Origin of the sequence: Gordonia oleivorans (assembly GCF_040044975.1) — a bacterium.
Lineage (GTDB): Bacteria > Actinomycetota > Actinomycetes > Mycobacteriales > Mycobacteriaceae > Gordonia > Gordonia oleivorans.
The window spans coordinates 21,230-33,171 of record NZ_JBDZDI010000002.1 but is presented as its reverse complement, the minus strand read 5'-3'; the positions used below and the strand labels follow the sequence as shown (position 1 = coordinate 33,171).

General features: G+C 68.7%; 13 protein-coding genes and 1 pseudogene. 5 read left to right on the top strand and 9 right to left on the bottom strand.

Going from position 1 to position 11,942, the window contains the following annotated elements:
* Window positions 1-8: 8 nt before the first annotated feature.
* From ABLE92_RS03620 to ABLE92_RS03595, 6 genes and pseudogenes are all read right to left on the bottom strand, one after another.
* The gene (locus ABLE92_RS03620; protein WP_348803262.1) at window positions 9-773 is read right to left on the bottom strand and encodes a cyclic nucleotide-degrading phosphodiesterase; all 765 of its coding nucleotides are present in this window, start codon (window positions 771-773) and stop codon (window positions 9-11) included.
* An 87-nt stretch (window positions 774-860) separates the two neighbouring features.
* Window positions 861-1,670 carry a glutamate racemase gene (gene murI / locus ABLE92_RS03615; RefSeq protein ID WP_348803895.1) on the bottom strand — a complete coding sequence of 270 codons (810 nt, stop codon included), beginning with the start codon at window positions 1,668-1,670 and terminating at the stop codon, window positions 861-863.
* On the bottom strand, window positions 1,667-2,296 hold the full coding sequence (locus ABLE92_RS03610) for a rhomboid family intramembrane serine protease (RefSeq protein ID WP_348803261.1): 630 nt from the start codon (window positions 2,294-2,296) through the stop codon (window positions 1,667-1,669). The genes murI and ABLE92_RS03610 overlap by 4 nt, the downstream gene beginning before the upstream one ends.
* Window positions 2,297-2,336: 40 nt before the next feature.
* Window positions 2,337-3,308, bottom strand: a complete 972-nt coding sequence (locus tag ABLE92_RS03605; RefSeq protein ID WP_348803260.1) for a PLP-dependent cysteine synthase family protein — start codon at window positions 3,306-3,308, stop codon at window positions 2,337-2,339.
* A gap of 93 nt (window positions 3,309-3,401) precedes the next feature.
* A pseudogene (locus ABLE92_RS03600) lies at window positions 3,402-3,671 on the bottom strand (MoaD/ThiS family protein); the annotation flags it as partial.
* Between the two features lie 7 nt (window positions 3,672-3,678).
* Window positions 3,679-4,086: a M67 family metallopeptidase gene (locus ABLE92_RS03595; RefSeq protein ID WP_348803259.1), complete on the bottom strand. Its 408-nt coding sequence runs from the start codon at window positions 4,084-4,086 to the stop codon at window positions 3,679-3,681.
* A gap of 324 nt (window positions 4,087-4,410) precedes the next feature.
* Here ABLE92_RS03595 and ABLE92_RS03590 point away from each other — a divergent pair, with 324 nt between their 5' ends.
* Together ABLE92_RS03590 and ABLE92_RS03585 are read left to right on the top strand one after the other, a co-directional pair.
* Entirely contained in the window at window positions 4,411-5,199 is a 789-nt protein-coding gene (locus ABLE92_RS03590) for an LppX_LprAFG lipoprotein (protein WP_348803258.1), read from the top strand.
* A gap of 28 nt (window positions 5,200-5,227) precedes the next feature.
* Entirely contained in the window at window positions 5,228-5,617 is a 390-nt protein-coding gene (locus ABLE92_RS03585; RefSeq protein ID WP_348803256.1) for a DUF4189 domain-containing protein, read from the top strand.
* 33 nt (window positions 5,618-5,650) lie between these two features.
* Here the strand turns inward: ABLE92_RS03585 and ABLE92_RS03580 are convergent, their stop codons facing one another.
* Genes ABLE92_RS03580 through clpS form a run of 3 tightly spaced genes read right to left on the bottom strand, consistent with a single transcriptional unit; the run spans window position 5,651 to window position 7,659 of the window.
* On the bottom strand, window positions 5,651-6,745 hold the full coding sequence (locus ABLE92_RS03580) for a P1 family peptidase (RefSeq protein ID WP_348803255.1): 1,095 nt from the start codon (window positions 6,743-6,745) through the stop codon (window positions 5,651-5,653).
* The gene (gene aosR, locus ABLE92_RS03575; protein WP_348803254.1) at window positions 6,742-7,317 is read right to left on the bottom strand and encodes an oxidative stress transcriptional regulator AosR; all 576 of its coding nucleotides are present in this window, start codon (window positions 7,315-7,317) and stop codon (window positions 6,742-6,744) included. The genes ABLE92_RS03580 and aosR overlap by 4 nt, the downstream gene beginning before the upstream one ends.
* A gap of 18 nt (window positions 7,318-7,335) precedes the next feature.
* Window positions 7,336-7,659 (bottom strand): ATP-dependent Clp protease adapter ClpS, encoded by a 324-nt coding sequence (clpS, locus tag ABLE92_RS03570; RefSeq protein ID WP_348803252.1) that lies wholly within the window; start codon window positions 7,657-7,659, stop codon window positions 7,336-7,338.
* A gap of 68 nt (window positions 7,660-7,727) precedes the next feature.
* Between clpS and ABLE92_RS03565 the strand changes: the two genes are divergently transcribed.
* The 3 genes from ABLE92_RS03565 to ABLE92_RS03555 all read left to right on the top strand — a co-directional run bounded on the left by ABLE92_RS03565 (window position 7,728) and on the right by ABLE92_RS03555 (window position 11,865).
* Window positions 7,728-8,996, top strand: a complete 1,269-nt coding sequence (locus ABLE92_RS03565) for a nicotinate phosphoribosyltransferase (protein ID WP_348803894.1) — start codon at window positions 7,728-7,730, stop codon at window positions 8,994-8,996.
* A gap of 61 nt (window positions 8,997-9,057) precedes the next feature.
* The gene (locus ABLE92_RS03560; protein ID WP_348803251.1) at window positions 9,058-9,657 is read left to right on the top strand and encodes an isochorismatase family protein; all 600 of its coding nucleotides are present in this window, start codon (window positions 9,058-9,060) and stop codon (window positions 9,655-9,657) included.
* A gap of 63 nt (window positions 9,658-9,720) precedes the next feature.
* Complete coding sequence (locus ABLE92_RS03555; RefSeq protein WP_348803250.1) at window positions 9,721-11,865, top strand: ATP-dependent DNA helicase; 2,145 nt, start codon at window positions 9,721-9,723, stop codon at window positions 11,863-11,865.
* Window positions 11,866-11,942 lie beyond the last annotated feature (77 nt).

Below are 11,942 nucleotides of genomic sequence, written 5' to 3'. Positions count from 1 at the left end.
GCGCCGGCTCAGAAGTGGAAGATCTGGCCCTGCCGCACCAGCTCGACCGGTCCCGAGAACGTGCTCCGGGCCTCGGCGAGAATGGTTTCGGCGTCACACCACGGCGCGACGTGGGTGATCGCGAGCGTCTTCACATTGGCCTTCGTCGCGGCCTCTCCCGCCTCGATACCCGACAGGTGCAGGTGTTCGGGACGGGTGGCCGGGTCATGGGTCCACGACGCCTCGCACAGGAACAGGTCCGCGTCCGTGGCGACGTCGATCAGTTCGTCGCACGGGCCGGTGTCACCGCTGAAGGCCACCACATGCCCGTCCGGTCCGGTGATCCGCATCCCATAGGTCTCCGGCGGGTGATCAACCGCGAGCGCCTGAATACGCAGGCCACCGAGGGTGATCTCCATCCCGTCGCTCCACTCGTGCACGTCGAAGGTGTCGCTGATGTCGTCGATCTCGCCCGGATATTCCGAGGACGCCGCACCGATGCGCGTCGCAACACCCGACGGGCCGTACAGCGGCGCCTTCTCCGGTGCGGGACCGGGTGGGGCGTAGCGACGCCACACCAGCATCGCGGGTAGATCGAGACAATGGTCGGCGTGCATGTGGCTGAGCACCACCGCGATGTTGTCGGGATCGGCCACCCTCATGAGTTCACCGATCACCCCGGGCCCGCAGTCGACAAGCACCGGCTGCTCACCCGGCGCGGCGAACAGGTACCCCGAGCAGGCCGCCCCCGGCCCGCCCACACTTCCCGAGCACCCGAGGACCGTGAGACGCATGTTCCTACCATGCCATGCGCGCATGGCATGGTGATCAGGTATCGGGCACAAGTCGGTTGCGGGCCGGCGAATCGGTGTCGACATTCCTCAGATGCGAGCCACCGCCCCGATGGTGGGACCGAGGAAACGGCTGGACAACTTGGCGAACGACGCGGGGTCACCGGTCGCCTGGAAGACCCGCTCGGCCTCGCGATCGGAATGCGGGTGCAGCATGTCACCCTCGGTCAGAACCCGGAACAGGTCCTTGGCCGTCTCCTCCGCACTCGACACCAGCGTGACCTCGTCACCCATCGCCAACTGGATCACGCCGGACAACAGCGGATAGTGCGTGCACCCCAGAACGACGGTGTCGACGTCGGCCTCCTGCAGCGGTTCCAGATATCCCTGGGCCAGACCGAGGATCTGTCGCCCACTGGTGATTCCGCGTTCGACGAAGTCGACGAATCTCGGGCAGGCGACCGCGGTGATCTGCGCGTCGCGGGCCGCGGCGAACGAATCCTGATACGCACGTGAGGCGATCGTGGCCTCGGTGCCGATCACCCCGATCCGCCCGGTCTTGGTGGCCACCACCGCACGCCGCACCGCCGGCAGCACGACCTCGACCACCGGGATCGGGGCATACCGTTCCCGGGCGTCACGCAGGCATGCCGCCGACGCGGTGTTGCACGCGATGACGATGGCCTTGACGCCGCGCTCGGCGAGGTCGTCGCCGATCGCGAGAGCGTGCTTGCGGATCTGCGGAATGGTCAGCGGACCGTACGGGCCGTTGGCGGTGTCGCCGATGTAGACGATGTCTTCGTCGGGCAGCAGATCGATGATCGCGCGGGCGACGGTGAGCCCGCCGACGCCGGAATCGAAGATGCCGATCGGAGCGTCGGGCGTCGATGATGCGGTTATGACCTCACCCCCGGAGTGGTCCCGGCACCACGATTCGGGCGTCGGCGGTCGCGGTCGGCGAGGTACCAGGCGGCCACCACACCGCCGATGGCCCCGAACAGGTGGCCCTGCCAGGACACCCCGAACGTGCCGGGGAACACTCCCCACAGCACCGAGCCGTAGACGAGGAAGAGACCGATACCCAGCAGCACCTGCCAGAAGTCCCGGTTGAACAGGCCGCGCACGAGCAGGAAGGTCAGCCAGCCGAAGATGATCCCCGACGCGCCGACGGTGATCGTGTACGGAGGTGCGATCAGCCACACCCCGAGTCCCGAGATCACCCACACGATGGCCGTCACGATCAGGAACCGGCGCGTCATCAACACCAGGAAGCCGAGCACGATGCCCGGAATGAGGTTGGCCCACAGGTGTGCCCAATCGGCATGCAGGAACGGGGCCCACAGGATGCCGTCGAGACCGTCGATCTGCCGCGGCTCGATACCCGCATCATCGAGTTGATAGCGGGTGGCCGCGTCGATCGCCTCGATGACCACCAGCAGGGCCACGATGGCCGCCATGACGATGGCCGATCGCTGCCACAGCGGTCGGCCTGCGCGTGGGGTCGCGGTCGGCGGTGTGACGGTCATGTCCTCCTCATTCACCGGTGGGGGCCGGCCATCACCGGACTCACGCCCAGAGTTGCCCTTCGAGGGCCTGTTGGGCCTCCTCCAGGCTACCGTCGTACGCCCCGGTCGACAGATACTTCCATCCCGCGTCGGGGACGACGAACCCGACGTCGGCACGTTCGCCCTTCTTGATGGCCTGACGTGCGACGCCGCGTGCCGCCTGCAGGATCGCGCCGGTGGAGACGCCCGCGAAGATCCCCTCGGTGTCGATGAGTTCGCGCACCCGCGCCACCGCGTCGACACCCTGCACCGAGAACCGACGCGTCAGCACCGTGTCGTCGTACAACTCCGGGACGAAGCCCTCGTCGATGTTGCGCAGGCCGTAGACCTCGTCCCCGTAGCGGGGTTCGGCGGCCACGATCTGCACTCCCGGCACCCGTTCACGCAGGTACCGCCCCACCCCCATGAGGGTTCCGGTGGTTCCCAGACCGGCGACGAAGTGGGTGATCTCGGGCAGGTCGGCGAACAGTTCGGGACCGGTGCCCTCGTAGTGCGCGAGCCAATTGGCCTCGTTTCCGTACTGGTAGAGCATCACCCAGTCGTCGTGGTCGGCCGCGAGTTCCTTGGCCACCCGGACCGCGGTGTTCGAACCACCCGCGGCGGGTGAGGAGATGACCTGCGCGCCGTACATCCGCAGCAGCGACCGACGTTCCTCCGAGGTGTTCTCCGGCATCACGCAGATCAGGTGATAGCCCTTGAGCTTTGCGGCCATCGCCAGCGAGATCCCGGTGTTGCCGCTCGTCGGTTCCAGGATCGTCGCACCCGGCGTGAGAACACCGTCGCGTTCGGCCTGCTCGATCATGCGCAACGCCGGACGATCCTTGATGGAGCCGGTGGGATTACGGTCCTCGAGTTTGGCCCACAACCGCACGTGCGGGCCGTCGTCGGAGTCGTCCCACCGGGGCGAGAGCCGTTGCAGACCGATGAGCGGGGTGTTGCCGACCGAGGCGATCAGCGACTCGTAACGCGCCACGCCTCAGCGTGCTCCGCCGGCGGTGACCTCGAATCCGGCTCCGCCGGCGGTGACCTCGAATCCGGCTCCGCCGGCGGTGACCTCTAATCCGGCTCCGCCGGCGACCGCGGGCAGGATGGTCACCTCGTCACCGTCGTCGATCGACGTGTCGAGTCCGCCGGAGAAACGGACGTCCTCGTCGTTGACGTAGACATTGACGAAACGGTGCAGCTTGCCGTCGGCGACGAGACGATCGCGGATTCCGGGGTTGGCCGACTCCAGATTGTCGATCACCTCCGACAAGGTGGATCCGCGTGTGTCAACCCGCTTTTCGCCACCGGTGTGGGTACGCAGGATCGTGGGGATGGAAACGGTGACCGTCATGGTGGGTTCAGCTCCTGATCTCGATCTCTTCTTCGGTGACCACTCCGTCGAGAATCCGGTAACTGCGCACCTGCGCGGTATCGGCCTCCCGGGTGGACACCAGGACGTAGTGGGCGTTCGGTTCACTCGCGTAGGAGATGTCGGTGCGGCTGGGATATGCCTCGGTCGCGGTGTGCGAGTGATAGATGACCACCGGTTCTTCGTCACGGCGGTCCATCTCGCGCCACACCTTGAGCTGTTCGAGCGAATCGAATCGATAGAAGGTGGGCGAGCGCTCCGCGTTGACCATGGGGATGAACCGCTGCGGGTCATCGCAACCCTCGGGGCCGGCGATGACGCCGCACGCCTCGTCGGGGTGATCGGCACGCGCATGCGCGATCATCTGGTCCACCAGGTCCCGACCTATCCTCAACACCGACTCGTCCTCCGCCACAGTCCCCTACCCTGCCATTCCTGTTCTGCCCCGACCGGCAGGCAATGTCCGCCGCTGATCAACGACTCCGGTGACCGGGGTATTCCGTGACGACCACAAACTCAGCGGCGCCCGAACCCCAGCGGTGAATCGATCACCCGATCCGATGACCTCATCGACCGTCCTCCGAACGCATGTCATCCATCCGATCCACAAAGGGGCTTGCACAGCAGGGGCCGTTATAGCGTGTTCCTACCTCGATCTGCGGTGCCGGATTCTCACCATCGACCACCGGCCTCGGGGACCACAGAAAAGGAGTGCCATCTCATGCAACGTGCCCAGCGTGTTGCCACTGCAGCCGTCGCGGCGGGCATCGCCGCCGCCCTCGCCCTGACCGGATGCTCGTCGGGTTCCGACAGCGGTTCGTCGGGTTCGACGACGGCCACCTCGACGATCACCGATCCGGCCGCACTGGTCAGTGCCGCCGCCGACTCGACCGCCGCGCTGACCGGTGCCCACCTGAACCTGGTGGTGACCGGGACCATCCCGAACCTGACCGCCAAGGCGGTGGAAGCCGACATCACGACCAAGCCGCAGATGGCGGCCAAGGGCACCGCGACCGTGCTGCTGGGCACCACCGAGGTGAAGGCCCCGTTCGTCTACGTCGACGAGCACCTCTACGCCGACATCGGCGGTCAGGGATTCGTCGACTACGGCGACGGTCGTTCCATCTACGACGTGTCGGTGGTGCTGGATCCGGACAAGGGTCTGGCGAATCTTCTCCGGCAGATCCAGAACCCCACCAAGACCGGTGCCGCCGACATCAACGGGGTGCAGGCCACCCAGGTCACCGGCACCGTCGCGGCGATGACCCTCGCGCCGCTGACCGGGGTCAACGTCACGGCGAATCAGAATGCGCAGGTCCCGATCACGGTGTGGATCACCGCCGACAACCAGCTGGCCCGGGTGGCCATCACCCCGGTCCCCAACTCGTCGATGACGATCACGCTCTCGAAGTGGAATGACACCGTCGAGGTGAGCAAGCCGTCGCAGATCGTGACGCCGAGCGCCTCGACGCCACCCAACCCGTCCGACGCCTCCCGTGTGCCGGCCTGACACCCGCACCCAAGAAAGGTAAGAAGCCATGACCATTCGCAAGCGCTTCGTCGCCGCTGCGGCCGCTGTGGGCGCCGTGGGTGCGGCCATCGTCGCTCCCGCCGCACTCGAGACCACACCCGCCCACGCATACGGCAACTACTACGGTGCCATTGCGCTGAACACCTCCGACGGCACCGTCGGACGCGCCTGGGACTACGGTTCCTACGCCGAGGCCGACGCCGCGGCGCTGGCTGCGTGCGGGTACGGCTGCAAGGTCGCCGTCGACTTCGTCAACGGCTGCGGTGCGGTGGCGTCATCGCCGAGTTACTGGGGCTACGGACGCGGCTCGAGCCTCTACACCGCCCAGTCCAACGCGCTCTATGCCGCGGGCGGCGGCGAGATCTACACCTGGGTGTGCACCTCCGGGCACAGCTGACATCCCGACCGACACAGCAACCACGTGGTGCCGTCAGCGCAATGCCGACGGCACCACGTCTGCATAGCCGGGAATGCCGGCCACCGGCCGTGCGGCGACGACCGCAGACACGACCGCATCACGCGTCACCTCCGCCGCCAGCTGGGCGACCTGGGTGAGCACGGCGGCCTCGGGATTCATCCCCGGCGGGATGAGCGGCGACGGCTCGACGGGGCGCGCCCCGGTGGACACCGCGAAGATCGTGTCACCGTCCAGCGGCGAATGCACCGGGACGATCGCGCGGGCCAGACCGTCGTGTGCGGCTACCGCCACCCGTCGCAGCGACGCCGGCGACAGCGCCGCATCCGTCGCCACCACCCCGATCGTCGTATTGAGAACCGTTGCCTTGGAAGCGATGTCGGCCACCGCACCGATATCCCCCGGAGTCGGTTGACGCAGACCGAACCGGTCGAGATCGGCGACCCCGGCACCCCACGGCAACCCCGTCGTCGGATCGATCACCGTCCCGACCGGATTGGCCACGATCAGCGCACCGACCGTCACGCCGGCCGCCGGGCCCGCGTCGATGACCCGGCTCGCGGTACCCACACCACCCTTCAGGCCGCCGGCGCGGGCGCCGGTTCCGGCTCCGACACTTCCGATCGCGAAGCCCTGCGCCGCCGCGCGTGTCGCGGCCGCGCCGAATCCCGCGTCGGGACGACGATCCCAGCCGCCCACCGGGAGATCGAAGATCACCGCCGCCGGCACGATCGGCACGACGTGGCCGTGGATGTCCATCGGCAGTCCGACACCGGCACGTTCCAGCTCGGCCATCACGCCGTCGGCGGCGGCGAGCCCGTAGGCGCTGCCGCCGGTCAGCACGATCGCGTGGGCGACGGTCACCGTGTTGGACGGGTCGAGCAGGTCGGTCTCACGCGTCCCCGGCCCACCACCACGCACGTCCACCGCGGCCCGCGGGTCCGGACCGGCGATGCGGACGACCGTGGTCCCGGTGGCCCAGCCCGACCCGGGCCGATCTCCGGGCCGATCTCCGCCGACGACGACGTCGTCGTCGAGGCGATGATGATGGCCGACGGTGATCCCGGCGACGTCGGTGAGGCGATCTCCGGCTCGGGCCGCGGCACTCACATCAACGACTCCACCAGGAGTTCCTGCATCACCGTGAGCCAGTGGTAGACGTCGAGATGCGCGGCGTGCGGATGGCCCTCGGGCAACTGATCCGGGGTGTCCTCGGAGATCCCCAGCATCGCGCCGAGCGCGAGTCGCACGTCGTTGAGTGCGGTCAGCCAGTCCAGCGCCTGCGCCTCGGTCAGTGCGATGTCGCCACCGCCGGGCGGGAGCGAATCGAGCAGGGTCTTGGCCGCGGCCATCTTCGCGTCGATGATCTTGGGTTCGTTGATGCTGCGCAGCGCCGCGTTGAGATCGCCGTTGACCATGTCGGCGGCCAGTTCGCGTTCCTGATCGGGCCGATGAAAGTCCGGCAGCAACCGGCCCAGGGCCACATCGCCCGGCGGCGCGGAATGCCCGGTCCGGATTCCGGTGAGCTCCGCGAGATCGTCGGTCGGTGCGCTCGACTCCCGCTCATGCAGGAGATCGATCATCGACGAGACCATCGAGGTGAGCAGCTCGACCTCGTTGCGGTCGAGGTTGGAACAGATCCGCATACGCGAACCACGACCCTGACGTTTCCAGGTGCGCACGTGTGATCCCGGCCGCGCTCAGCAGTCGCGCTGCATCGTGGCCCACAGGCCGGCCGCATGCAGCTTCCGGACGTCGGACTCGACCTTGTCGCGATCCCCGCTGGACACCACGGCCTTGCCCTCGGTGTGCACCTGCATCATCAGTTGATTGGCCCGGGATTCTGAGTAGCCGAAGATCTTCTGGAACACGAAGGTCACATAGCGCATCAGGTTGACCGGATCGTCCCAGACGATCGTCATCCAGGGCCGGTCGAGATCGGCGACGTTCTCGGCGACGGTCGGTTCCGCGACCGCCGCACCACCCGGAGTAGCCTCGTGCGCACGCAATACGTCAGGCGCCATACCTCCAAGGGTAAGGGATCACCACCGTGGACAACACCGCCCTGCTGACCGATCACTACGAGGTCACCATGGTCTCGGCTGCGCTGCGCCAGCCGATCGCCCATCGACAATGTGTCTTCGAGGTGTTCGCCAGGCGTCTGCCCGACGGCCGCCGGTTCGGTGTCGTCGCAGGCACCGGTCGCGTCCTCGACGAACTCGCCCGCTTCCGGTTCGGCGACGACGAGATCGCGGTCATCGAGAAGTTCTGCGACGCCGACACCGTCGCCTGGCTGCGCGACTACCGGTTCTCCGGCGACATCGACGGCTACCGCGAGGGCGAGCTGTACTTCCCGGGCTCGCCGATCCTCACCGTCCGCGCGAGCTTCGTCGAGGGAGTGCTCCTCGAGACCCTGATCCTGTCGATCCTCAACCACGACAGTGCGATCGCCTCCGCGGCGGCGCGCATGGTGAGCGCGGCAGGCAGCCGGCCGATCATCGAGATGGGATCCCGGCGCACCCATGAACGAGCCGCGGTGTCCTCGGCCCGCGCCGCCTACATCGCCGGCCTGTCGGCGACGTCGAATCTCGAGGCGGCACGGACCTACGGCGTGCCCAGCGCCGGCACGGCGGCGCACGCCTTCACCCTCGGATTCTCCGGCCCCGACGGACCCGACGAGAAGGCCGCGTTCGCCGCCCAGATCGAGGCGCTCGGCGTCGGCACCACCCTGCTGGTGGACACCTACGACATCACCCAGGGCGTCGCCAATGCGATCGCCGTCGCCGGTCCCGAACTCGGCGCGGTCCGCATCGATTCCGGCGACCTCGGTGTCCTGGCCCGCCAGGTCCGCGCGCAACTGGACTCGCTCGGCGCGACGAAGACCAAGATCGTCGTGTCCGGTGACCTCGACGAGTACGCCATCGCGTCGCTGCGGGCCGAGCCCGTCGACATCTACGGCGTCGGCACGTCGCTGGTCACCGGTTCCGGCGCACCGACGGCCGGCATGGTCTACAAACTCGTCGAGGTCGACGGCATCCCGGTGGCCAAACGGTCCAGCCACAAGGAATCGCAGGGCGGTGCCAAGACGGCGATCCGGATCGCCCGGCCCAGCGGGACGATCGTGGAGGAACTCGTCTATCGCACCGGCACACCCGCTCCCGCCGCCCCCGGACTGGTACCACGGGATCTGCAGATCCCCTTGGTCCGCGACGGCAAGCCGGTCGACGAGCTGCCGACGCTGACCGATTCCCGCGACCATCTCGCGCGGGGCCTGGTGAGTCTGCCCTGGGAGGGTCTCGGGTTGTCCCACGGCGATCCGGCCGTCCCGACCCGTTTCGTCCTCCCCACGCCGCCCGGGTGAGCCACACTCGCGTGTGAGCCCCGTCCGCCCCGCCGTCCGACCTCCAGCCCCGAGGAGAGCCATGTCCAGCCCGACCTCCGACACCGCCGCCGACGCCCTCATCATCGTCGACGTCCAGAACGATTTCTGCGAGGGTGGCGCACTGGGAGTGGCCGGTGGCAACGCCGTCGCCCAGGCGATCAACACCATCCTCGGCGAGTACCCGACGGTGGTGGCCACCCGCGACTACCACATCGATCCGGGCTCGCACTTCTCCGAGAAACCCGACTTCGTCGACTCGTGGCCACCGCATTGCCGCGTCGGCACCGACGGCGTCGCCTTCTCCCCCGGCCTGGACACCTCGACGGTCGCCGACGTGTTCTCCAAGGGTGAGTACTCGGCCGCCTATTCCGGCTTCGAGGGCGCCGACGACGACGGCGTGACCTTGGAACACTGGTTGCGCGACAAGGGCATCCAGTCCGTCGATGTGGTCGGGATCGCGACCGATCACTGTGTCCGGGCGACCGCCCTCGACGCCGCGAAGGCCGGTTTGCGCACCCGAGTGCTGCTGAACTTCACCGCCGCGGTGGCCGCCGACACGGCGGCCGCCGCGCTCGCGGAGATGCGGGCGGCGGGCGTCGAGGTGTCCGGCGACCTGCTCTACGGTGGCGCCCGATCCTGATCATCCATCCACAGCCCGCCGTCATCGACGTCCACCGCCGCGACACACCTGACAGACTCACTCATGCCTGAACTCCCCTCGGTGACCGATCTTCTCGACGCCGCCGTCACCGCCGTGTCCGGTGCCCGACGCGACGGGCAGGTGCGGATGGCCACCGCCGTCGATCACGCCATCGACGTCGGTGAACACCTGGCGGTGCAGGCCGGCACCGGCACCGGCAAATCCCTGGCCTATCTGGTCCCGGCGATCCGTCATGCCGTCGCCAGCGGGCACACCGTCATCGTCTCGACCGCCACGATCGCGCTGCAACGCCAACTCGTCGAACGCGACCTGCCGCGACTGGCCGACGCGCTGGCCGGTCCGCTCGGCCGGCGGCCCACCTTCGCGATCCTCAAGGGCCGCGCCAACTATCTGTGCCTGCACAAGATTCACGCGGGCACCGTCGAGGAGCCGGACACCGAACTGTTCGACGCGTTCGAACTGTCGCGGACCGGCCGCGAGGTGACCCGGCTGCGGGAATGGACCTCCGACACCGAGACCGGTGACCGCGACGACCTGACCCCCGGGGTCTCCGACCGCTCATGGCGGCAGGTGAGTGTGTCGGCTCGCGAATGCCTGGGGGCCGCGAACTGCTCGTATGCCGAGGACTGCTTCGCCGAACGCGCGCGGCGCGCCAGCGGCCAGGTCGACGTCGTGGTGACCAATCACGCGATGCTCGCCATCAATGCGATGAGCCCGGCCAACATCCTGCCCGAACACGACGTCGTGATCGTCGACGAGGCGCACGAGCTCGTCGACCGGATCACCGCCGTCAGCACCGCCGAGGTGTCGGCGGCGGCCGTGGCCAACCTGTCGCGCCGCGTCGGCAAACTCATCGACGAGGAGACCACCGACGCACTGCTCGGCGCCGGCGACCAGGTCGGTGCGCTGCTCGAGGAGTGTCCGCCGGGTGAGTGGACGCGACTGCCGGTGTCGGCGGGCACCATGCTGACCGCGTTGCGGGACCGCCTGTGGGCAGCCCGCTCGGCGATCGGGCCGGTGCGCGGCACCGGGATGAGCGGTGAGGACGCCGCCGCGCGGTCGGCGGCCCTGACCGGCCTCGACGACTTGCACGACACCATCGTCCGCCTGCTCGACACCTTCGGCGAACCCGACGTGGCCAAGCGGCGCGACGTGGTGTGGGTCGCGGCCGAACGGGTCGGACGGGGAGCGTCGGCGACGACACGTCCGGTGCTGCACATCGCCCCGCTGTCGGTGGGTGGTCTGCTGCGGGCCACGCTGTTCAGCACCGCGACCGTGATCCTGACGTCGGCGACCCTGACGATCGGCGGTTCCTTCGACGCCCTCGCCGCCACCTGGGGACTGCCGGCGGCCGGGCGCGGCGCCGACACCCCGGCCGCCGACGACATCGACGCAGGAAAGATCGACGCAGGCAAGATCGACGCCGGCAACATCAACGGCGGGGCATCGACCGGTTCGGCGCGGGAGGTCACCGCCACCGGGAAGACGGCGCCATCGGATTCCGGGCCGGTGCGATGGACCGGGATGGACGCCGGTTCACCGTTCGACTATCCGCGTTCGGCGATCCTCTACGTCGCCCGGCATCTGCCTCGACCCGGGCGTGACGGGCTCGCCCCGCGGACCCTGGACGAGATGGAGCAGCTCATCACCGCCGCCGGTGGACGCACCCTCGGACTGTTCTCGTCGATGCGCGCCGCCCGCGAGGCCGCCGACGCCATGACCGACCGCTGCTCGGTGCCGATCCTGTGTCAGGGTGACGACACCACCTCGACGCTGGTGCGGCGTTTCGCCGAGGATCCGGCGACCTGCCTGTTCGGGACGCTGTCACTATGGCAGGGGGTCGATGTCCCGGGCCCGTCGCTGAGTCTGGTGCTCATCGACCGCATCCCCTTCCCGCGGCCCGACGACCCGTTGTCGACCGCGCGGCAACGCGCCGTCGACGCCCGCGGTGGCAACGGCTTCCTCTCGGTCGCCGCCAACCATGCCGCACTGCTCCTCGCCCAGGGCGCCGGCCGGCTGCTGCGATCGGTGGACGACCGGGGTGTGGTCGCGGTGCTCGACTCGCGTCTGGCCACCGCGGGCTACGGCGGATACCTGGCCGCATCCCTGCCGCCGTTCTGGCGGACCACCGATCCGGCGGTGGTGCGTTCGGCACTCGGCAGGCTGACCGCGGTGCCCGTACGCTGATCTCCGGACGCACGGCCCGCAACCACGTCACAATGAGTTCAGGCGCGGTCGCCGGTGGGCGCGCCCAACACGGTGTT

What these genes read in the sequence shown, in the direction of transcription:
- ABLE92_RS03565 (WP_348803894.1), top strand. Translation starts at nt 7,728, where the DNA reads ATGGTCTCGGCTGCGCTGCGCCAGCCGATCGCCCATCGACAATGTGTC.
- ABLE92_RS03585 (WP_348803256.1), top strand. Translation starts at nt 5,228, where the DNA reads ATGACCATTCGCAAGCGCTTCGTCGCCGCTGCGGCCGCTGTGGGCGCC.
- ABLE92_RS03555 (WP_348803250.1), top strand. Translation starts at nt 9,721, where the DNA reads ATGCCTGAACTCCCCTCGGTGACCGATCTTCTCGACGCCGCCGTCACC.
- ABLE92_RS03590 (WP_348803258.1), top strand. Translation starts at nt 4,411, where the DNA reads ATGCAACGTGCCCAGCGTGTTGCCACTGCAGCCGTCGCGGCGGGCATC.
- ABLE92_RS03560 (WP_348803251.1), top strand. Translation starts at nt 9,058, where the DNA reads ATGTCCAGCCCGACCTCCGACACCGCCGCCGACGCCCTCATCATCGTC.
- ABLE92_RS03610 (WP_348803261.1), bottom strand. Translation starts at nt 2,296, where the DNA reads ATGACCGTCACACCGCCGACCGCGACCCCACGCGCAGGCCGACCGCTG.
- ABLE92_RS03620 (WP_348803262.1), bottom strand. Translation starts at nt 773, where the DNA reads ATGCGTCTCACGGTCCTCGGGTGCTCGGGAAGTGTGGGCGGGCCGGGG.
- clpS (WP_348803252.1), bottom strand. Translation starts at nt 7,659, where the DNA reads ATGGCGCCTGACGTATTGCGTGCGCACGAGGCTACTCCGGGTGGTGCG.